Below are 20,867 nucleotides of genomic sequence, written 5' to 3'. Positions count from 1 at the left end.
GACTATATGTCCTGCAACTGCTCCATTTCGCCGACAGAGGCTGAACGTATAGCTGTCATGAGGGTTTTTTTCTCCCCAGTTCGCCCTTTATTCCTCAGGGAGAATTTAATAACTTCTGCGTAAGTATCGTTAATAACGTTAATAACGTTAATATGGTGATCCGGTGGAAGAGATCGTACACATTATACCCCTTGCCTCCGAAATCGATATGGCTGTCAAGCCATTTGACAAAATGAGAGCTAATAAAGTCTACCTCTTACATACCAGGCCCGTAAGTAAAAAGTTCGGTTCGAGAAGTCATGAATACTTTTTACAGGAAGTAAAAAACCGCCTTGAACAGAAGAACATGGAGGTTATTACCGTGGAGAGTGACCTGTCCGATCCGCTTCCTCTTTTATCGACTATAAGTGACATAATCGTTCAGGAGAAAAAAGAGAACAACCTCGTGTATGTCAATATGAGTGCGTCGGGGAAATTGACCGCTGTCTCATCGACTTTTGCAGCCATGCATCATGATGTTAAAGTATACTATGTATATGCGGATGGGGGTTACTCAAAAAATGAAGAAGAGTTGTTAGAACACGGTTCGTCCATCGTTAAGGAACTGAAGTATTTCATTTTAACCAATTTTACCATTGACATCCCGACCGGAGCAAAAAGCGTATTCCTCACCGAACTCTATCTAAAAAAGAAAATGACAACCAATGACATCATTAATATGATCAAAGAGGGTAAGCTTCAGGGCTTTGAGGATCTCAATGAGAGTTTGGGTGGAAAACAAAGGACATCCAGTAATATGCTGGTAAGGATAAATAGAGGCCTGCTTAATGAGTTAAAACGAAACGGGTACATCCTTATTGAAAAAAGAGGCAGAAATAATATTATTTCCATAACAGATAAGGGAAAATATGCTGCATGTCTGATAGGTCATGCCTGAGTATTGCTAAAAGGACAAATTCTCAGGATTCAATTCTCAGGATTCTATACATTCCGGGGGCTGAGTAATTATAGGAGTTCGAAGTTAACTGAAAATACTCTAAGATCCTGAAAACTAATATAAACCCGTTCAGGTGGTTTTCATGAAAGAATCTACACCAGAAATTCACAAAAAAGACGCTAAAAAATCTTTCTCTTTCGCTTTAATTACGATTTCAACCTCAAGGTACGAAAAGTATGGAGATTCAATTTCTCCCGACGAGGCAGAAGACCTTTCGGGAAAAGCCATGAAAGAACTTCTTGAGGCTGCAGGCAACAATGTCTCTTTCTACAGGCTTGTGCCGGATGAAAAAAATACACTTCTGGATGCCATTTCTTCCGCCCTTAGCAGCTCTGCGGACATTGTCATAACAAGTGGAGGCACGGGGCTTGCCCCAAAAGACCTTACTATCGAGTCCGTAACCCCTCTGTTTGAGAAAGAAATCCCCGGCTTTGGTGAACTTTTCAGGTACAAGAGCCTCGAAGATATAGGGACTTCCGTTATCCTTACAAGGGCTTCGGCAGGGGTGATTAAAGGAAAGGCTGTATTCTGCCTGCCGGGGTCTCCGAATGCGGTGAAGCTTGCCCTTTCTAAAATTATCATTCCTGAAGCCGGGCACATTGTCAGGCATGTGAGGGAATAACTCTAGTAAGTTTTATAGATGAGTTTCTTATAAGAAATGATTGGAAAAGCAGCGGTCTAAATGCCGTATCTTGAAATTTCAAAACTCATTTCTCTTCATTTTCTTCATTTTTTGATGATAGTAGGACTTATGCGGTGAATGGAAAATCTAAGCAAATTTTTTGAGTTTTAATTCAAATTCGTGAATTTAAGTAGTGTAATTTTTGATGTATTCTTGCAAATCAGAAAATGGAACTACATCTACTCCATGATATTTTTCAATATCTTCTTTAATTAATGTTACAATTAAACCTTTAACTGTTTTTATTGAGCTAAATCCAAATTCTTCTTGATTATTTTGAAAGTATCGGATTCTCATTAAATGTTTATTTTCAATTTCATCTTTTATTCCTTCATTACCCAGAGCTCGATTTTTTCTTTCATAGTCAAAAATGTATTTGGGTTTTAGAGAGTTTCTTTTACACTCTACTACAAACAGATATTTTTCATTATAAGGTAGTAAATCAATTTCCCTTTTTATGCAACTTATTTTAATTTTAACTAATTTTTGTTCTTTGTTCTTGGGATGATCTAAACTGAATCTTTCTGATTCAAATAATTCAATTGTTTTTTCTTCAAAATCATCTCCTAAATATCCCAATTTAGATTTGTATTCACATTTAGCAAAATCGAATCTTATTAAGCTCAAAATTAATTTAATTGTTTCTGGGCAGACCAAGATTTTTGATCCATACTCGATGAGCAAAGGAAATTGTTTACAATCCATTTCAGAGGAAAGCAACATATCACACATCTCAGAAAAATCTAAAGAATTCAAACTGCACAAATGAATGAATTCATCATAGCTCATTTCATAGTAATATTTTTTATATTTTTTATCTTGCTCAGTATGATTAAGTCTTTCTTTGGCAACAGCCATAATTTGACCAATAAAGCTTAAGATCTTCTTCTCTCTCCTTATTTCTCTAAAAGCGAGAAAATCTTCATCGTAATATCTCAAATAAATCGAATTATACAATTCTTCGAGTGTTTCTGCGATAGAAATTTCATCTAATTCGGATCGTTTCCTTATAAGCTGTTTTCTTTTTCTTTCATTTGCACGATTTAACTGAATTTCTATACGTTTCTTTTTTAATTGGCGTTCTCTTACTCTCATATTGATTAGTTTTATGATTCTTTCTTTCCTTATACTCGGACCAAAGTGGACAGTTTCTGCTGCTTCCATAAAATAGCGCCATCTATAAGAGGGCACAGCTCTGTAGCGCCTATCATTATTAAGAACTATTATGAGACTATTTGGGACAAGTTCTCCTAATTCATGAGAATCTTCAAAAAGAAAAAAGTAATTCTCTTGAATTTCAATTAAAAGATTTTCAGCTGTAATTATCTCAGAATAATAAGAAAACAAACAATCTAAATTTTCTTTAGAGTAATTTCCTTGTCCATTAAATGATTTATCTAAACAGTCTCGGATAATTAAAGTTGGCCAAAGAATATCTCCAACTTTGATATTAGTCACATCAGAAAACTCTTTTAGAATCATTTCTCTTTTATTTAAAGCGAGATAAAATAACATTTCTCTAGAGAATTTTTGAAGATAGTTTAGTGATGCTTGCTTAGTTAACTCAATATACTCTCTGCACAATTCCAAAGATTTTGTCTTTTCAAGTGGCCTTAAATCGAAACAAGATAGACAACAGTATTCATAAGAGTCTTCTAGTACATTTTTGAGATACAACTCATTACCACATTTTTCGCAAACATTGTTGTTCATGTTTCATTTACCATTGAAGTTGACTTCCCATATTCAAGGAAGATCATTTAACGTTTTAAGCAGCTTTTTCCGATCAAATAAGCTTCCGACCTGTTAAAGTATTTTCGACTTACCCTATATTACACTGCTGAAATCTTTCATTTCTAATTACTAGGCAAAAGACGTCCATCAATAATAAACCGAAAATTTGCCGGAGCACCATTGTAAAATCAAAGCTTCTAAACGGCTTTCCCCTATCCTTTTTAATATATCTTCCTTCTAAATCCAAATATATGATAATTCTTCATGCAGGAAGAGTCGAAAAACAGTTCTTCTTATGGGGTGAAATCCCGGCTGAAAATGAAACTCCGGCTGTTCGGTGTGGGAGAAAGCCTAAAAAGCCGGTTGTAAAACCTTATCCTTGCGATTCGGGTGTTGAAAACCTGTTTTCTGCCATTGAGCTGCTGCTGGGCAGTACTGGCCGGAAAGGGGCGGAGAAAATCAATGTCTGGATACCGACAGCAGGCGGGAATCCGGTCCATTCAAGTCCTCTAGTTGCTGAAATTCCTGATTCGAAAGCAGAACCTGCACTGGCTCCCTGGACTGTTCATGCATATCATCTGGAAGCTGAAGAAGCTGTTGTTCTCCTCTGTGCCCGTATGGGAAAAAAGGTTCTTGCTCCCGGCATAATCTCGGGAAATGACCTTCTCTGGTGGGCGGATGCTCTGAAATTTGCAGGTTCGCTGGTTGCAGGCCAGAAATACCTGCCTGGCGTCAGGGGTAGGGACGGAGAGTACAGGGCTTTCTGGGAACCCGTATTTTCCGGAGAAGATGCAGGAGAGCTGGCAAGACTTGCAAAGAAAATGCCTCCGGCTGCAAGGGCTCTTGCTCCTGAAACCTCTCCCGTGCCGCCGGAAATGCCTGCTACTGTAGCGGCAAGGCAGTTTATTGAGGACTCTCTTGACTGGATAGTCCGGTCCGAGATCGGGGAAAAAGAGCTTGCAAAGGAGATGCGCAAAAGAAAATCCTTTGATAGCGTCCATGATGCCTGGGTTTCCGCTCTTAAAAGCCCTGACGGGCTGATCTACGGAGACGAAAAAGAACTCCTGCAGCTTGCAACCCGGACTCGTGAATGGCAGCGCCCCCTCACAATACTTACTACTTCTCCTTTCAGGTTCTGTTTCCGGCTGGAAGAACCGGCGGCAGAAGAAGGACCTGAAGAATCCGAAGAAAATGAAGGTGGGATCGGAGATACTAAAAAAGGCAGGGAAGGGATAGCTGATATAGAAGTTCCCGAAGGGCTCTGGTACGTCCGCTATATGCTTCAGTCCTACGAAGACCCAAGCCTTCTGATCCCTGTAAAAGAGGCCTGGAAGCCAAAGAAGGGAAGTCCGTTGAAAAGATATGATGTAAAAAACATTCGCCAATTTTTGTTATCTTCCCTCGGGCAGGCTGCCGGCATCAGTGCAGGAATTGCTTCCAGTCTTGAAGCTCCCAACCCGTCCGGATATTCCCTTGATACGAAAGAAGCTTACCGCTTCCTGACTGAAAGTGCAGCGAATTTAAGCCAGGCGGGCTTCGGGTTACTTCTCCCCGGCTGGTGGACCCGTAAAGGTACAAAGACCCACTTAAAAGCCCAGGCTAATGTTAAGGGCAAGAAGAAGTTGCAGGCAGGATACGGGCTTACACTCGATAAAATCGTCAGTTTTGACTGGGAAATCGCCCTTGGAGACCGTGCACTCACAATCAGGGAACTGCAGGCTCTTGCAAAGCTCAAAGCTCCGCTTGTGAAATTCCGCGGGCAGTGGGTCGAGGTAAACGATGCAGAAATCCGGGCTGCCCTTGAGTTCTGGAAGAAAAATCCCCACGGGGAAGCAAGTCTGCGCGAAGTTCTAAAACTGGCTGTGGGAGTTTCCGAAAAAGCCGACGGTGTGGATGTGGAAGGGCTTAATGCAGCCGGCTGGATCGAAGAATTAGTCCGCCGCCTGAAGGACAAAACCGGGTTTGAAGAACTTCCGGCTCCCTACGGTTTTTCAGGAACCCTCAGGCCCTACCAGTTCAGAGGTTACTCTTGGCTGGCTTTCCTGAGGCAGTGGGGCATAGGAGCCTGCCTTGCAGACGACATGGGGCTTGGTAAAACCGTCCAGACCCTTGCCCTTATCCAGCACGACCTGGAACAGGTTAAAGGGCAGGTTGAAGAAAATGCTGAAGAAAAAGTTGACGGACATAAAGTCCCAAAGCCGGTTCTGCTGGTCTGTCCGACCTCTGTCATCAACAACTGGAAAAAAGAAGCTTCCCGCTTTACGCCGGAACTTTCGGTAATGGTCCACCACGGGACCAGCCGGAAAAAGGAAGAGGAATTCAAAAAGGAAGCCATGAATCATGCTATTGTCATCTCAAGTTACGGGCTTTTGCAGCGTGATCTTAAGTTTTTAAAAAGGGTTCCCTGGGCCGGAGTTGTACTTGACGAAGCCCAGAACATCAAAAACCCGGAAACAAAACAGGCAAAGGCATCCAGAGCTCTGGATGCCGATTACCGCATAGCTCTTACGGGGACTCCGGTTGAAAACAACGTGGGGGATCTCTGGTCCATAATGGAGTTTTTAAACCCGGGCTTCCTCGGCAGTCAGGCAGGTTTCAAGAGGAATTTCTTTATTCCTATTCAGGCCGAAAGGGATCAGGAAGCTGCAAGGAGGTTAAAAGAAATTACAGGTCCTTTCATCCTGCGCCGTCTGAAGACCGATACTTCGATTATCTCCGACCTGCCGGAGAAAATGGAAATGAAAACTTATTGTACGCTGACAAAAGAACAGGCTTCACTCTATGCTGCAGTTCTCGAAGACATCGAAGAGGCGATGGAAGAGGCTGAAGAAGGCATCCAGAGAAAAGGTATAATCCTGTCTGCCCTTACCAGGTTAAAACAGGTCTGCAACCACCCGGCGCAGTTTTTGAAGGATAACTCCACTGTGCCCGGCAGGTCAGGAAAACTTGCAAGGCTTACGGAAATGCTGGATGTAGTCCTTGAAAACGGGGAAAAAGCCCTTGTTTTCACCCAGTTTGCGGAGATGGGAAAAATGCTAAAAGAACACCTTCAGGCAAGCTTTGGATGTGAAGTCCTCTTTCTGCACGGCGAGATCCCCAGAAAGCAGAGGGACAGGATGCTTGAGCGTTTCCAGAAGGGAAAAGAATACTTACCTATCTTTGTCCTCTCCCTTAAAGCAGGCGGTACGGGGCTTAACCTTACAGGAGCCAACCACGTCTTTCACTTCGACCGCTGGTGGAACCCCGCTGTTGAAAACCAGGCTACGGACAGGGCATTCCGTATAGGCCAGACGAAAAATGTCGAGGTGCACAAGTTCATCTGTGCAGGTACGCTTGAAGAAAAAATCGATGAGATTATCGAGCGCAAAGTGCAGGTCGCAGAGAACGTTGTCGGAACAGGTGAGAATTGGCTGACAGAACTTTCCAACGATGAATTGAAGGGTATTCTTGCTCTTCGAGAAGAGGCGGTAGGTGAATAAAATGGCAGCTTACTGGGACGGCTATGGTTATTATGAGCCCACAAAACCAATTGAGGTCAAAGGTGGCATCAAGGCAAAGTCTAAACGTGGAAGCTTCGCTCAGAGCTGGTGGGCAAAACGCTGGATCAAAACCCTTGAAAGCTTTAACATAGGGGCTAGGTTAAGCCGCGGAAAAAGCTATGCCCGTAAAGGCCAGGTAACTTCTATAAAAATAGAGACAGGACTTGTAAGGGCTAAAGTCCAGGGTTCAGACCCTAAACCCTATTCGGTAACGATCAAAGTCCGGACCCTGACAGGTTCCGAATGGGAACTCCTTGCAGAAAAACTTGCCCTGAAACCAATCTTTGCGGCAAAGCTCCTCGCAGGCGAGATGCCGGAAGATATCGACTCCGCGTTCAAGGAAATAGGTCTCTCCCTCTTTCCTGAAACACTCGACGACCTTGAAACCGACTGTTCTTGCCCTGACTGGTCAAATCCCTGCAAACACATTGCAGCCGTCTACTATCTGCTCGGGGAAGAATTCGACAGGGACCCCTTCCTTATCTTTAAGTTAAGGGGCGTTGACATGGACGATTTTATGTCCATTCTTGGGAAGGGTTTTGTTCCGGAAACAGTGGACCGGGTAGCAGAAACGAGGGTTCTTTCAGAAAAGGCCGATGATAAAACCGTAACTGCACTCGAAGCTGAAGTCTCTCCTGTTTCTCCTGAACCTCTGCCCCTTGACCCCGAAGCTTTCTGGGGGATGCTCTCTGAAAGCCCTGGGGAGGAAAAAAGTTCCTCCTTTGAGGCTCACATCCCTCAGGTTCCTGCCGCCCTTCCAAAAAGGCTTGGAAAATTTCCATTATGGCGCGGTGAAGAAGATTTGCTTGAAGTGCTGGAGGAAATCTACAAAAAAGCTTCATCTGCAGGGATGATGGTTTTCCTTGGGGAACGTAAGTAAATGTCTTTCATTTTTTCTTCAAGGTGAGTAAAATTTTTTCCTTTGATTAGCGGTAAATCAGTAACTGACATAGATATGGTTTGCAATTTCCCTGTCCACGGCATACCGGGTCTGGTCTACCTCAAAAAGATATGACGGCGAGCTCCTGAGCAGGGTGACAGGCATACCGGGCAGGATGCCCATTGCTATCAGTTTTTGTAAAATCCCCGGGTTTTTCGTTTCCAGGTGGGAGATTTTTCCTGCTTTTTTAGGCTCCATTGAGGAAAGGGTAGTAGTATTCAGGCTGGTATTCGTAGAAATATGTGAGTTTTCTGCTATCATTTAAAGAGACTCCTTATAAGCTGTATAACCTTTGCTTCTTTTACGAGTTCGTACCCGCAGGAAGGGCAGCACTGTTTGTTGCAGTTATGAAGTTTCCCGCAGCCGGTGCATTTCGATTCATCTGCTTTTTCAAATTCGCTTCCGCAGAGGGGGCAGTTCACAGGTTCACCCCCAGCGCGGTCAGCAGGGTGTTTACGATAAAGCCTGCAAGGAAGGCAGAGGGGAAAATGAACGCTGAGATTGCAAATGCCATTTTAAATCCTCTCTCCTTTATCGTCATCATGAACTGGGCAATGCAGGGCATGAAGAGGGTCAGAGTAACTGCCGCAACCACAAGCTGCACACCGGTCAGCAGTCCAGAATCGTGCATCCCGTAGAGCCCGGCTGCCCCGAAGTCCCTCCTGAAAAAGCCGAAGAGGAAAACGTCGGCAGCATCGGAAGGCAGACCGATCCAGGTGGTCGGGTATTCCATAACTTTCAGGGCAAGGGCAAAGATCCCTGTAAGCCTTCCTATCCAGATCAGCACGCTTGCCAGGACAAAGAGGGGCAGGACTTCCAGGAAGTACCAGTGCATCCTTGAGTAGGTCTTCACGGCTATGTTTGAAAGCCGCGGAATCCTCAGGGGAGGCATCTCCAGTATGAAAGTCGGGGCTTCTCCCGGCAGAAGTTTGGCAGCCAGGTATCCTATGAAGACAAACTCAAGCCCTACGACGCCTGCCCAGATAAGCAGCCCGTCCGGGTTTCCGGACAGGATGGAAAGGATGATGCCAAGCTGGGCCGAGCAGGGGATGGCAAGGGCAAGCAGGATGGTCGAAATAAGCCTCTCCCTTTTTGTCTCAAGAGTCCGCGTGACCATAGTAGCCATGGTCGAGCAGCCAAAGCCGAGCACCATCGGAATTACTGCCCTCCCGCTGAGCCCTATTTTTTTGAACATCCCGTCCAGGAGCAGGCCCAGCCTCGGGAGGTATCCCGTATCTTCGATAATCGAGAATACCAGGAAGAAAGCTCCCACTATCGGCAGGATAAGGGCAATTGCGTAGGTTACCGCCTGCGTAAATATCCCGTACTCTCCTACAAAGAGGTCCTGCAGGGCAGGGTAGGGCACAAAGGATGTGAACCACGTGGTTACCAGCGGGTTTATGTGCTCTCCGAATACCGTATTTTCCAGGAAATCAACAAGAGTTCCGGCTGCAAAAACCCCTACGAAACGGTAAAGCCCGAAGTACAGGACAAGGAGGAGCACCGGGATGCCGAGCAATGGATGGGTCAGCACGCTATCGATTTTTTCTGCGAACAGGACCTTTTTCGTTTCCCTTTTTTTCTTTTCTGTTTTTGCTTCCTGCGATGCTTCTTTTTCCTTTCCCTGCACTCCCATTACCTGTTCAACGATTTCGTTTACAAGATCCTGCCTCCTGAGGGTGAACAGGTAGGACAGAGGGATCCCAGCCTTTACTGAAGCTGTTTCTGCAAGTTTCTGAAACTGCTCGTTCTGGAATTGTTCGTTCTGTAACTTCTCATACTCATTTTTACCGCCCTCGCTTTTCTCATTTTTATGCCTGTACGCCTCACCGGAGCTGTATACAAAGTCAAGTGCTGTCCGGTCTCCCTGGAGCAACAGGAGCGCAAGGGCTCTTTTTGATATTCCGGTTTGTTCTGCAGTTTCCAGCAGCCCTTCCATTTCCGAGATGTACGGCTCGATTTCCGGTCCGTAATCGATTTCTTGCGCTCTTTTTTTATGAGTAAATTTTTCATGAGTAAGTCTTTCTTGAGTCAGTTTCTCGTGAGTCAGTTTCTCGTGAGTAAATTTTTCATGAGAAAATTCAATAATTGAAGTTTTGAGTTCTTCGATACCTTTTCCTTCGCTTGAAACCGTGCCTACCACAGGGATCCCGAGGGACCTGCTAAGTCCCTGTATATCAATTTCTATTCCCCTTTCCTCAGCTTCGTCCATCATGTTCAGGACAAGGATAAGTGGGAGCCTGGCCTCAAGGAGCTGGAGTGTGAATGAGAGCATGCGCCTGAGATTCCTCGCATCCACCACGTGCAGGCAGACAAAGGTTTTCTCGTCAAAGAGAAGGCGCTGGGCGACTCTTTCTTCCTCGCTTACGGGGAGCAGGGAATACATTCCGGGAGTGTCGATAATTTCGTATTCTCTATCTCCGATTCTGCCTTTTCCCCGGCTGATCTCAACTGAGGTCCCCGGATAGTTGGAGACTACAGTATAACTTCCGGAAAGTGTGTTAAAAAGGCTGCTTTTACCTACGTTTGGGTTCCCTACAAGTACGATTTTGGGCAATCCCTTCCCTGGTGTGCATTCTTTTTTTCCACGACAGCACTCCTTTTCAGGACAGAGTAGCGGTAGTTTCATGCTTTTTCTCTCATTTTTAGGCATGCCTAACTTTTAATTTTCAGCATATTTAGGCACACCTAATATTTAAGCTTAGTGAAGTACCTCCAGACTTTTATAGAGATGGATTAATTAAAAACAGGGAAATTTTTAATATGTTAACTCATAAAATTTCACTTAAAAATGTATTAACTATGTAAAAACTACTCTAAAATGTATTATTTTTCTGTATATGGTTCAGAAAAACGTTTTATCAATTAAAACCACTTAAATATGCTTTAATTAATCAAAATTTCCTTAAAAATACTTCAATTAACTATAATGTTCTTAAAAATGGTTTTTAATTCTGAAATTTCCAAAAAATAATCTTTAACTGAAATTAAGTTTTTCCGGTAACTTCTCCAACTCTTCTTTTAAAGTTATCTCTCAGGTTCTCTTTTTTCTTTAATTTTTATCTCTCTGCTCATATTCCTTAAGTATTCGAGCAGGTCTCTTCCCCATTCTATTGCTCTGGGTTCGAAGCCGATTACGTACTGACGGTCAAATCTTCCGCTTTCATTAAACAGCCCCAGAATCATTATTTTATCGGAAGATACGACAACTGCGGGGATTTCCACTTCTTTTTTGTCCAAAATAAAGAGGTTTGTGTTCTCCATTCCTAGAAACTCTTCCCCTTCTTTTCTGAAATCCTCTTCAAGCCTTGAGTACACGGATTCTCCCACGATAAGGGAGATTTCAGTGCCTCTTCTGGCAAGCTTCAGGAAGAAGTCAGGGAATTGAGGGTGAAAATAGGAGAAAAACATGAGGATATTATTCGAGGCGGAAGTATATTTCACAAATTCCGGGTTGAGGTCAAAGGTATGGCTCAGGTCCGGTTCTATCAGGTGATAGTCCCCAAGTTCGCTGATTCGTTTCATAAGATGAGAGGGAATGGGTGTGAGTTTTCTGTCAGCCCAGAAATCTTCATTTTTCTCAAAAACCTCCAGGGTATCAAGAAGAGGCTGCATTTTCTCTATAATGATCTCTCCTATCAGGCTGAGGCTATATATTCCTTCTTCGTGGATTACAAGGTTCTGTTCTTTCAGCTTCTTTATCTGGGGGAGGAGAGCGGTTCTTGGAACCTGAAGCCTGTCAAGAATCTCCTGGGTATTCTTTGGTCCTTCCTTCAGGAGCAGGAGAAAAGCTTTTCTCTTCTCTGAAAAGAGGACCAAATCAAGCAAGTTAGGGTTCATTTACGGTCGCCGTCCGGAGGTGGAAGAGGGGTTTTTTCCGGTTTTGGTTCTCTATTATTGTTAATGAATAGCAAGCCGATAATAAAGATGTCGAAATTATTTGGAATTCTTTTTCAAGTTCGGTGTCTGCAAATGCCAGAAGTCCGTGAAAAAAGAATTGATAAGACTGGAAATCATCCGTGCCTGAAATCGGGCTAACCGGGAAACTTTGATATAGATGCTGGTGAGAATGGGTGAAATCATACTCAAAGGGTAAACTGGCTTCAAGGTAGAAGGAATTATTTCATCGATGTTGTGCATTTCTTATCGCATTGATGATGTGAGCTTTTTATATTTGGCAGGCGAGTTTTATCATTAGCGATGTGAGGAAAGGCAATGGAGAAAGAAAAACTATACAGGCTGAAATCCGATGCAAGCAAGATAAGTCCTATTCTTAATATTGGAAAGAATGGGGTCACTGAAACTTTGATCGAAGAACTGAACAAACAGATAAAAGCTAACAGGCTTGTAAAGGTCAAGGTCCTCAAGAGCGCAGAGGAAGGAAAGGATTTGAAAACTATCGCAGACGAGCTTGCCGAAGCTACAAGATCCACACTGATCGACGTACGCGGCAGGACGGTCGTGCTGTACAGGTAATGATTTTGGGGAGTAGGCGTACTTGATTAGAGGTACTTGATTAGAGGTGCTTGATTATAGTGCCACCCGACATAAATACTTAATTTGCGGCACTTGATTACCGGTACTTTATTGGAGCTGTTTAGCTCGATTGGAGCCGTTTAAGTTGAAGTTCTTGAGTAACAGTTATAATTAATCCCCAAGTAGCATAATCGAGAGCACTCAATTATTGAGAGTACTCAAGTAGCCGAAGTATGCCTCCTTTAACCTCCGCCCTGAAATCTCGTTTTCTCGGGTTGTTTTACAGGCGAGCATTTCGCTTCTAGTGACAAAAAGCTTTCTTATCTTTAATAACGAAGAACAAAGTTTTTCTGTAGAAGTGTCTGTAATAGTTAAGGTTCGTAAGTGTGGGCCTGTTTAAGTATGCATTATTATGTGACATTATTATATATTTCCTCAGTATTATGTAATAACTTGTATCGAAAAACAATTAGCTGTAAAAGTTTATTCGTATACAAGCCCGCAGTATCTCACTATTTGAGGTTGATTTTCACCTCTGTATGTAAAAATTAACGAATAAACGTATTAAGATCATCATGTAAGCACTAAAGTGTCTGAAACCCCTGAGACGGTTGAGCTGGGATACTTCTGCTTTCCTTTTATTTTCATATACAGCGGGGCAGATCGCACCCACCATCCGGAGAGATTATTATGCTTGAAGATGAGTATCAACTTGACTTTTTCAAAAACAACGGTTTCGTCCGGAATCAGTGCCAGAAATGTGGCAAATTCTTCTGGACACGTGACCCTGAAAGAAGTACGTGCGGAGATGCGCCCTGTGATCCTTATTCCTTTATCGGAAGCCCTGTCTTTTCCAGGGAATTCAATATTTCAGAGATGCGCGAATACTACCTTTCCTTCTTTGAAGCAAGAGGGCATACAAGGATTGATCGCTATCCTGTGGTAGCCCGCTGGAGAGACGACATTTACCTGACCATTGCTTCAATTGCAGATTTCCAGCCCTTTGTAACTTCAGGGCAGGTTCCTCCTCCTGCAAACCCTCTTACGATTTCCCAGCCCTGCATCAGGTTAAACGACCTGGATTCGGTGGGCAGGAGCGGCCGCCACCTGACAAATTTTGAAATGATGGCGCACCACGCTTTCAACAAAAGGAACAACGAGATTTACTGGAAGGAACACACCCTGGAACTCTGCGACGAGCTCCTGAACTCTCTCAAGGTAGACCCCTTTGCCGTAACCTACAAAGAAGAACCCTGGGCAGGCGGGGGAAATGCCGGCCCCTGTGTTGAGGTCATCGTACACGGGCTTGAGCTTGCAACCCTTGTTTTCATGGACCTGAAGACCGACAAAAAAGGAGATATCATGATCAAGGGCGAGGCCTATTCAAAGATGGACAACTACATCGTGGATACCGGCTATGGTCTTGAGCGTTTTGTCTGGGCTTCAAAAGGTTCTCCTACGATTTATGATGCGCTTTTCCCCGGCATAGTAAACGAGCTCATGGGGCTTGCCGGACTTGAACACGAACTGAATAACACCGAGTATGCAAACATCCTGGCTCAGAACGCCCGGCTTGCAGGGTTTATGGATGTCAGCGAAAAAGCAAACCTGTTAGAACTCAGGAAAAAGGTCGCTTCAAGCATCGGGATGACCGTGGATAAACTCTCGACTATCATGGAACCCGTAGAAAAGGTCTATGCAATCACCGACCACACTCGCTGTCTCACCTTCATGCTCGGGGACGGAATCATTCCTTCCAACGTCAAAGCAGGGTACCTGGCACGCCTTGTCCTGAGAAGGACACTGCGCATGATGAAAGACCTTGATATCAGGATTCCCCTCTCCGAAATCGTGGATATGCACATAAGGAACATGCCCGAGTACCCCGAGTTCAGGGCAAATTTCCGCGTCATTCAGGACATCCTGGAATCCGAAGAGGAAAAGTTCAACGCTACCATGGAGAGGGGGCGCAGAATCATCCAGAAATCGGCGTCCCATTTCAAGAAGACCGGGGAAAAAATTCCTCTGTCCCAGTTAACCGAACTCTACGATTCACACGGAATCCCTCCCGAGATGGCAAAAGAAGTTGCAGCCGAGATCGGGGTAGGGGTGGAGTTCCCTGACAATTTCTATTCCATTATTGGAGAACTGCACAACAAGGCCGAAGAAAAGGAAGAAGAAGTAATTCCTTTTGCAGAAAGGCTCAAACACCTCCCGAAGACCAAACGCCGCTTCTATGACGAGCCCACCCGTCTGGAGTTCGAGGCGGTTGTCCTTGACGTGTTTGACAACCATATTGTGCTGGACAACACCTTCTTCTATGCGGAAGGCGGAGGGCAACCTGCAGATATCGGAACCATTACTGTCGGAGATATTGTTTATAAGGTGGTTGACGTCCAGGTCTATGAAGGTGTAATCATACACACAGTTGACATTCCGGATGGGGAACTTGAGATCACCAAAGGCGATATTATCACCGGAAAGGTCGATGAAAGGCGCAGGATGACCCTTGCAAGGCACCACACAGCAACTCATATTGTAAACGATGCAGCCAGAAAAGTTCTCGGAAAACACATCTGGCAGGCTGGGGCCCAGAAGTTTGAGGACCACTCCAGGCTCGACCTTTCTCACTACAAGCATATCTCCCCTGAAGAGCTGAAGCAGATCGAGCTTCTCGCAAACCTCACGGTTATGGAAAATAAGCGTGTGGTTACGGAATGGATGCCGAGGACTGAAGCCGAGCAGGTATACGGTTTCGGGCTCTATCAGGGTGGAGTGCCCCCAGGAGAGAAGATAAGGATTGTAAAGGTCGGAGACGACGTGGAAGCCTGCGGTGGGACCCACTGCCTGAGCACAGGTGTTATCGGCCCTATCAAAATCCTTAAAACCGAGAGGATTCAGGACGGGGTGGAAAGGATCGAGTTTGCAGCCGGAACCGCAGCCGTGCGTGCCATGCAGAAAATGGAAACTCTCCTTGTTGATTCTGCAAAGACCCTGAGCGTGCCTCCGGAACACCTTCCTGTAAGTGTGGAACGTTTCTTCGGGGAATGGAAAGACCTCAAGAAGGAAAACGAAAGGCTCAAAGAGGAACTTGCCAGGTCCAGGGTTTACAGGATGCTCGGGGATGCTTCTGAGCTTGCAGGCTTCAGGGTTATTTCCGAACAGGTTCCCGGAGCCGACTCCCTTGAACTCCATAAGATAGCTACCGAACTCCTGAAGCAGGAAAACGTAATTGCCCTTCTTGCAAGCGATGTCGAAGGTGTTAAGCTTGTGGCGTCTGCCGGAGAAAAAGCCATAGGATGCGGAATTAATGCCGGAAACCTTGTCCGTGAGATGTCAAAGATTGTAGGTGGAGGCGGAGGCGGAAAGCCAGCCCTTGCAATGGGCGGCGGAACTGACCCCACAAGGATTCAGGACGCTCTTGCCAGAGGGCTTGAGCTCGTAAAAGAGGCATGCGGGGAAGCCTGAGAACTCGCATAAAGTTTGAGAAAATTGCGTAAGGCTGGAAAGCCAAGCAGATCCTCAGGTCGAATGGGTTCGGTTAAGAATGGCTCAACAAAAAGGTTGAGCCTGGAACCAAAACAAAAACCAGCACCGGGTTTTAAGGCCCGGTTCTTTTATCCTTTTTATCTTTTTATGCCTTTTTTTATACCTTAAAGAGCACTTCACAGAGGATTGCCGTTCCATCTTTTACAAAGAGGTGTATGGTTTTCTTTCCTTCAAGTCCTTTTTCGATTTCATTTCGCACTTCCCAGTAGTCCTCGGGGTTTACGCCTGCCCGGAGCACGACACTTCCAACGTTCCTGCCTTTCAGGAATTTGTTAATCTCCTTTGGCTCAAAGGGGCAGACCTTCAGGACCAGGTAGTGATTTTTGATCATGGACTGCTTTATCAGGGCATCAGAGGTCAGTAAAAGCCTCTTTTTGTCAACCCTGAAAAGTTCGAAAGCCCCGACAATCGGGCCTGCCATATGCATCATGGACTCCACAAGTTCAGGCAGCAGCCCTGCTGCAACAACCGAGGGTTCGGGTTCATAGGCGCAGAGTTTCATCTTTCCCGTTTCCCTTATCTGCGGAAGCGGTATATTTTTTGAGACCAGCCCTTCACCTGCGGGAAGAGCCACAGCAAGCCGGTCATACTGCTTTAACCCGCCGAAGTAAAGAGTCAGGCGGTTGAGCTGCCCGTCCAGGGAAATATACTCTTTTTCGCAATCAAAAGGAATCCTTTCCGGCGGCATCTGGGGCGGGGCTTCGAAGGCGAAGTTTTTTGTCTTTTCCCCATAGGCCGAAAGCACATTCGGGATTCCCGGCTCAAGGCTTGAGACATGCCTCTCATCCTCTTCTGCCGGGCGGAAGGGGTCAGAAAAAACCACATCCACTGCCGGGATCTGTTCGATAACTTTCGGGTCAAGGGCGTCTCCGCAGATGAATTTTACATTGTCAAGCCCGTACATCTCGCAGTTCTGTTTTGCATACTCGATTTTCTTCGGGTCGATTTCCACCGCATAAACGAACTCGCACTGCTGTGCAAAAAAAACAGTTTGCCCTCCTATCCCGCAGCTAATATCAGCAAGAGTCTTACATCTCAGGCGCTGTGCTCTGTAGCGGGCAATAGGCTCAGGAGTTGCAAAGCGCACGCTTTCCTTATCCCCATGCAGGGGTTTTTCAAATTGTTTTCTCCGTGCCACGTCGATCAGGGAATTAGTAGGAATTTTATGGGATTTAAAGGCAACTGAAAAAGACGGTCGTATAGCTTCGAGAATCCATACCCTGCTTTAGCGAGCATTGATCTCGAACCCGATAAGCCTGATTTTAACGTTCTATCTTCAACTGACCCGGGGTAGTAAACATCGAATTAAAAATTATAAAGAGGTAAAAATAATTCAAAACTTGTAAAGGTAGTTAGAATAGGTAAATCTCAACTTAAGTCTTCCACTTCTCCATCTGGCCTTCCCGCCATTTCTCGATCGCTTTCCAGATAGGCAGAGGATCGATCCCATGGGTTTTGATGTAATCCTCTCGTGTATATTCGTTCATATTGCCGTCCACGAAGCGCATTTTGGCCTGATCCGCCATCAACCTTACTCCTACCGGTACTGCTGCAGGATTAACGCATACCTCTGCACAGTATCTCCATTCTTCTCCGTCGCCTTCCTGCTCTATCCTGAAAGGTTTTCCACAGTTTGGACAGACCCCTATCATTTCCTGACCCTCTTTACCATCCATACTTTTCCCTCTTGTGGCTGAAAAAATGCCAGCCATTCTAATTATCCCTATGGTATTATATATTCATGTTTATATATCCTTTCTGTCCATATTCCGGATTCTTGTTTTGCCTCAATTCCTGTTCCGGCGGATTTTGCTTGCGAATAGCACCTGTATGGCATCAAAGCTCCGGGTCTCTATACTGGTTCTTCACGGATCGGGGCAGGGGTTGAAATGTACAAATTCTGAAGTCATTTTTCAGGGGATCATATCTCTAATATCTACATAAAACGGGCTGAAAGCTGGAAGGTTCCCTTCGAACGATCTGGCAAACACATTCCAGGTTTCAGTCTGTGGTTTTAGCTTTTTTATTACTGCAAGAAAAGCGTCTTCAGGATCTGTCATGGCCATTAGAAAATCCTGTCTTCTGTCAATTGAGATATTATTCAAATGCTTGAGAAGCGCCAGCATGGCATCAGGCTGCTTCTTATTGAATGCGTAGTCAACAATATAATATACTTTGAAATGCTCCCCTTCAGCTGGAAACTTCGGTACTTTCGTAACATGGCTCAAAGCTTCAAAAACTGATTTCATTACCTTCATTGCTGCCGGCTCTCTCGCATAATATAAATTAGCCAGTTTTGAGCTATCCCACAAACCGGCACAGGCTGCAATTTTATTATTTTTGTCTCGGACTATCCAGAAGTTCTCAGGTCCGTATGAAGGAACTAATTTCAAATGCGACTCAAAAGTTTGGCCCTTAAACGGCATGAAATGAACAAATCCTGAGTTATACTCATTAATAAGGGCGACCGCATCATCAATTTTCTTTGTATCAACAGGTTTTATCGAATATTCTGGAGGCACATCCATTTTCTTATAAGTCGATATCACTGGAAATTTGATACCCCTCATCTCGGAGTATCCCATCTTCTCAAACAAGGCTCGAGAGGCTTTGTTTGGCTCGTATATATAACAGTAAGCGTAGACTGCCTCCGTTTCCTGAGCTTTTTTCTCCGCCTCCTTAATTAGATTCGTTGCAATTCCTGCTCTTTGAAAAGCAGGATCAACCATTACTTCAGTTATGTATGCACACTTTTCTTTCTGTTCTGGTGTTGTTTTTAAAGTCAAACCAATCCAGCCAGCAACTTTCCCGTCCTTTTCTGCCACAAGCACGTTCCAGTTATCGTACATTTTATAACGGGCAATGATATCCTTCTTATCCACGCCCATTGCACAGTTTTCATCCCCTTGCGGACAGAGCCTTTCTATTTCAAGCATTCTTTGATTGTCGCCCTCATTAAAAGGTCTGATCGAAATCATACTCTTTCACACCCTCCCTTGGCTATTTTTCTTCCCCCACCCCACTAATTACGTTTTTTAATTATTAATTGTGAAGTTTATTTACTTTTGTTTCCAACTTTTACTGCTTAGCTGCCCCTGGACTTCTGCATTGTTTCACGCTATTCGCAGGTAAAATCCGTGAAAAAAGAAATTAATTCTAATAATGAAGGAAACCCGATAGAGTTTCCGTCCATTTTTCGCTGAAGCTGCTCCTCTACCGGGTCTTTTTTAGTTGATCAAATTGAAAAAAAGCATGATTCCCCCCGGACAGCGAAGAAACGAACTTCCAGAACTCGGTTTGTGGCCGTACTTTTCGGTTTAAAGAATCTCCACTGTCTGCATCGTCATCAGCTCTTTTCCTACAATTTCCCGCAGCTTCGGAACCAGAGCCCGGATTTTTTCTTCGCTGTCAACCGCCTCCACAACTACCGGGAGGTCATAGCTCAGGTTCAGGATCTTCAGGGTATGGATCTTCCCGTCCTCCCCGTAACCTTCAATTCCTCTGAGCAGTGTTGCACCGCCGATGCCGGAATCGCGCAAAAGTTCAAGGACTGCTTCGTGGACGGATTTGCCGTGGTAGGTTGCGTTTTGTTTCAGGTAGATACGGAGAAGTGCGGATTGCATTGTTTAAACCTCATGTGAATTTTTTGAAAAAATTGATTTTTTATTCTCCGGGGCAGGATATAAATTTGACCGGAACAGGCCCTGAATTCTCAAAAAAGGAACCTGAATGCCAGGCTCTGTTGCGCCAATGGTTTTAAAAGAAAATATAATGGAGGGAGGTTTGAATTATTCTCCCTTTATTATCCTTGCAATATCGTCTCCGACATCGGAGGTGGTATTCTTGCCGCCCATGTCATAGGTTTTGACCTTGCCGTCCAGGATGTTTTTCTGGATTGCATTGACGATGGTGTCGGCAGCTTCCTTTTCTCCAAGCTGTTCTATGAGCATGGCGCCTGCCCAGATTGTGGCAATCGGGTTGACCTTGTTCTGGCCCTTGTATTTCGGGGCTGAACCGTGGATGGGCTCGAACATGCTTGTGCCTTTCGGGTTGATATTTCCGCCGGGGGCAAGGCCGAGGCCGCCCTGGATCATGGCTCCGAGGTCGGTAATAATGTCTCCGAACATGTTCGGGGTTACGACCACATCGAACCATTCGGGGTTTTTCACAAACCACATTGTGATGGCGTCAACGAAGTTGAAGTCCGTGGTAACGTCCGGGTGGGCTGCGGCAACTGCGTTGAACTCTTCTCTCCAGAAGCCGTAGATGTCGGAAAGGACGTTTGCCTTATCAACCGATGAGACGTGTTTCTTCCGGTTTTCGGAAAGGTCAAAGGCGTACTCGATAACCCGCTTTGTGCCTTCTTTGGAGATAAGGCCGATCTGGTAGCCTATTTCTTCGCTGTCGGTCTCGATGTCCAGGCCGAATTTTGCGGAGTAGAGGGTTCTTTTGACTTCGAGCAGGTCTTTGCTCTCTCCTTTCTTTGCCCTGCCGCCGATTCCTATGTAGAAGTCCTCGGTATTTTCCCTGACCACGACAAAGTCGATGTCTTTTGCCGTCTTGTCCTTTATAGGGGTCCAGACTCCTTCGAGGAGTTTTATCGGGCGCAGGTTGATGTACTGGTCAAAGTAAAAGCGTGCAGTTAATAAGATTCCCTTTTCAAGAACCCCGGGGGCAATCCTGGGGTCTCCGATGGAGCCAAGGTAAATGGCAGGGTAGCCTGATAATTCCTTTAAGGTCTCTTCTGAGATCAGCTCCCCCGTTTCCAGGTAGTGATCTGCTCCATGCGGGTATTCAATCCATTCTACATCAAAACCGAATCTCTCGCCTGCGGCATCTATTACTTTTTTGCCTTCGGCGATGATTTCTGGGCCTATCCCGTCACCGGGGAGGACCGGAACCTTATACTGCGTCATGTTAATACTCCTATCAAATTTAGAGGCAAAACTG

The 20,867-nt window shown here is 45.0% G+C and carries 16 protein-coding genes; 6 read left to right on the top strand and 10 right to left on the bottom strand.

What is annotated here, in order from left to right; genetic code table 11:
• Positions 1 to 163: 163 nt before the first annotated feature.
• Together ACSAZL_RS19610 and ACSAZL_RS19605 are read left to right on the top strand one after the other, a co-directional pair.
• Positions 164 to 937, top strand: a complete 774-nt coding sequence (locus ACSAZL_RS19610; protein WP_440946249.1) for an HFX_2341 family transcriptional regulator domain-containing protein — start codon at positions 164 to 166, stop codon at positions 935 to 937.
• A 142-nt stretch (positions 938 to 1,079) separates the two neighbouring features.
• Positions 1,080 to 1,619 carry a MogA/MoaB family molybdenum cofactor biosynthesis protein gene (locus ACSAZL_RS19605; protein ID WP_440946248.1) on the top strand — a complete coding sequence of 180 codons (540 nt, stop codon included), beginning with the start codon at positions 1,080 to 1,082 and terminating at the stop codon, positions 1,617 to 1,619.
• A 186-nt stretch (positions 1,620 to 1,805) separates the two neighbouring features.
• Here the strand turns inward: ACSAZL_RS19605 and ACSAZL_RS19600 are convergent, their stop codons facing one another.
• Positions 1,806 to 3,392: a hypothetical protein gene (locus ACSAZL_RS19600; RefSeq protein ID WP_440946247.1), complete on the bottom strand. Its 1,587-nt coding sequence runs from the start codon at positions 3,390 to 3,392 to the stop codon at positions 1,806 to 1,808.
• 272 nt (positions 3,393 to 3,664) lie between these two features.
• Here ACSAZL_RS19600 and ACSAZL_RS19595 point away from each other — a divergent pair, with 272 nt between their 5' ends.
• Together ACSAZL_RS19595 and ACSAZL_RS19590 are read left to right on the top strand one after the other, a co-directional pair.
• A complete protein-coding gene (locus ACSAZL_RS19595) occupies positions 3,665 to 6,892 on the top strand; it encodes a DEAD/DEAH box helicase (protein ID WP_440946246.1) in 3,228 nt (1,075 codons plus the stop codon).
• 1 nt (position 6,893) lies between these two features.
• Positions 6,894 to 7,832 carry an SWIM zinc finger family protein gene (locus ACSAZL_RS19590; protein WP_440948909.1) on the top strand — a complete coding sequence of 313 codons (939 nt, stop codon included), beginning with the start codon at positions 6,894 to 6,896 and terminating at the stop codon, positions 7,830 to 7,832.
• A gap of 57 nt (positions 7,833 to 7,889) precedes the next feature.
• Here the strand turns inward: ACSAZL_RS19590 and ACSAZL_RS19585 are convergent, their stop codons facing one another.
• The 4 genes from ACSAZL_RS19585 to ACSAZL_RS19570 all read right to left on the bottom strand — a co-directional run bounded on the left by ACSAZL_RS19585 (position 7,890) and on the right by ACSAZL_RS19570 (position 11,732).
• Positions 7,890 to 8,153: a FeoA family protein gene (locus tag ACSAZL_RS19585; protein ID WP_440946245.1), complete on the bottom strand. Its 264-nt coding sequence runs from the start codon at positions 8,151 to 8,153 to the stop codon at positions 7,890 to 7,892.
• A complete protein-coding gene (locus tag ACSAZL_RS19580) occupies positions 8,150 to 8,314 on the bottom strand; it encodes a hypothetical protein (protein WP_440946244.1) in 165 nt (54 codons plus the stop codon). Before ACSAZL_RS19580 ends, ACSAZL_RS19585 begins: the two co-directional genes overlap by 4 nt.
• Complete coding sequence (gene feoB, locus ACSAZL_RS19575) at positions 8,311 to 10,521, bottom strand: ferrous iron transport protein B (protein WP_440946243.1); 2,211 nt, start codon at positions 10,519 to 10,521, stop codon at positions 8,311 to 8,313. The genes ACSAZL_RS19580 and feoB overlap by 4 nt, the downstream gene beginning before the upstream one ends.
• A 398-nt stretch (positions 10,522 to 10,919) precedes the next feature.
• Complete coding sequence (locus ACSAZL_RS19570; RefSeq protein ID WP_440946242.1) at positions 10,920 to 11,732, bottom strand: helix-turn-helix transcriptional regulator; 813 nt, start codon at positions 11,730 to 11,732, stop codon at positions 10,920 to 10,922.
• 375 nt (positions 11,733 to 12,107) lie between these two features.
• Here ACSAZL_RS19570 and ACSAZL_RS19565 point away from each other — a divergent pair, with 375 nt between their 5' ends.
• Positions 12,108 to 12,368 (top strand): YhbY family RNA-binding protein, encoded by a 261-nt coding sequence (locus ACSAZL_RS19565; protein ID WP_440946241.1) that lies wholly within the window; start codon positions 12,108 to 12,110, stop codon positions 12,366 to 12,368.
• A 690-nt stretch (positions 12,369 to 13,058) separates the two neighbouring features.
• A complete protein-coding gene (gene alaS, locus ACSAZL_RS19560; protein ID WP_440946240.1) occupies positions 13,059 to 15,836 on the top strand; it encodes an alanine--tRNA ligase in 2,778 nt (925 codons plus the stop codon).
• A gap of 178 nt (positions 15,837 to 16,014) precedes the next feature.
• Here alaS and ACSAZL_RS19555 read toward each other — a convergent pair whose 3' ends face one another.
• From ACSAZL_RS19555 to ACSAZL_RS19535, 5 genes are all read right to left on the bottom strand, one after another.
• Positions 16,015 to 17,055, bottom strand: coding sequence for a class I SAM-dependent methyltransferase (locus ACSAZL_RS19555; RefSeq protein WP_440946239.1), 1,041 nt, complete (start codon positions 17,053 to 17,055; stop codon positions 16,015 to 16,017).
• A gap of 235 nt (positions 17,056 to 17,290) precedes the next feature.
• Positions 17,291 to 17,593: a hypothetical protein gene (locus ACSAZL_RS19550; RefSeq protein WP_440946238.1), complete on the bottom strand. Its 303-nt coding sequence runs from the start codon at positions 17,591 to 17,593 to the stop codon at positions 17,291 to 17,293.
• Between the two features lie 237 nt (positions 17,594 to 17,830).
• The gene (locus tag ACSAZL_RS19545) at positions 17,831 to 18,895 is read right to left on the bottom strand and encodes a GNAT family N-acetyltransferase (protein ID WP_440946237.1); all 1,065 of its coding nucleotides are present in this window, start codon (positions 18,893 to 18,895) and stop codon (positions 17,831 to 17,833) included.
• A gap of 339 nt (positions 18,896 to 19,234) precedes the next feature.
• Complete coding sequence (locus tag ACSAZL_RS19540; protein ID WP_440946236.1) at positions 19,235 to 19,540, bottom strand: DUF190 domain-containing protein; 306 nt, start codon at positions 19,538 to 19,540, stop codon at positions 19,235 to 19,237.
• 165 nt (positions 19,541 to 19,705) lie between these two features.
• Positions 19,706 to 20,833: an isocitrate/isopropylmalate dehydrogenase family protein gene (locus tag ACSAZL_RS19535; RefSeq protein ID WP_440946235.1), complete on the bottom strand. Its 1,128-nt coding sequence runs from the start codon at positions 20,831 to 20,833 to the stop codon at positions 19,706 to 19,708.
• Positions 20,834 to 20,867: the final 34 nt, after the last annotated feature.

Source organism: Methanosarcina mangrovi (assembly GCF_052057765.1).
Classification (GTDB): domain Archaea; phylum Halobacteriota; class Methanosarcinia; order Methanosarcinales; family Methanosarcinaceae; genus Methanosarcina.
This window is presented reverse-complemented; position numbering and strand designations above follow the sequence as displayed.

Excerpts from the sequence above, each read along its gene's own strand:
- alaS (WP_440946240.1), top strand. The coding sequence starts at position 13,059 with ATGCTTGAAGATGAGTATCAACTTGACTTTTTCAAAAACAACGGTTTC.
- ACSAZL_RS19535 (WP_440946235.1), bottom strand. The coding sequence starts at position 20,833 with ATGACGCAGTATAAGGTTCCGGTCCTCCCCGGTGACGGGATAGGCCCA.
- ACSAZL_RS19600 (WP_440946247.1), bottom strand. The coding sequence starts at position 3,392 with ATGAACAACAATGTTTGCGAAAAATGTGGTAATGAGTTGTATCTCAAA.
- ACSAZL_RS19570 (WP_440946242.1), bottom strand. The coding sequence starts at position 11,732 with ATGAACCCTAACTTGCTTGATTTGGTCCTCTTTTCAGAGAAGAGAAAA.
- ACSAZL_RS19550 (WP_440946238.1), bottom strand. The coding sequence starts at position 17,593 with ATGGATGGTAAAGAGGGTCAGGAAATGATAGGGGTCTGTCCAAACTGT.
- ACSAZL_RS19545 (WP_440946237.1), bottom strand. The coding sequence starts at position 18,895 with ATGATTTCGATCAGACCTTTTAATGAGGGCGACAATCAAAGAATGCTT.
- ACSAZL_RS19585 (WP_440946245.1), bottom strand. The coding sequence starts at position 8,153 with ATGATAGCAGAAAACTCACATATTTCTACGAATACCAGCCTGAATACT.
- ACSAZL_RS19590 (WP_440948909.1), top strand. The coding sequence starts at position 6,894 with ATGGCAGCTTACTGGGACGGCTATGGTTATTATGAGCCCACAAAACCA.
- ACSAZL_RS19540 (WP_440946236.1), bottom strand. The coding sequence starts at position 19,540 with ATGCAATCCGCACTTCTCCGTATCTACCTGAAACAAAACGCAACCTAC.
- ACSAZL_RS19565 (WP_440946241.1), top strand. The coding sequence starts at position 12,108 with ATGGAGAAAGAAAAACTATACAGGCTGAAATCCGATGCAAGCAAGATA.
- ACSAZL_RS19605 (WP_440946248.1), top strand. The coding sequence starts at position 1,080 with ATGAAAGAATCTACACCAGAAATTCACAAAAAAGACGCTAAAAAATCT.
- feoB (WP_440946243.1), bottom strand. The coding sequence starts at position 10,521 with ATGAAACTACCGCTACTCTGTCCTGAAAAGGAGTGCTGTCGTGGAAAA.
- ACSAZL_RS19595 (WP_440946246.1), top strand. The coding sequence starts at position 3,665 with ATGATAATTCTTCATGCAGGAAGAGTCGAAAAACAGTTCTTCTTATGG.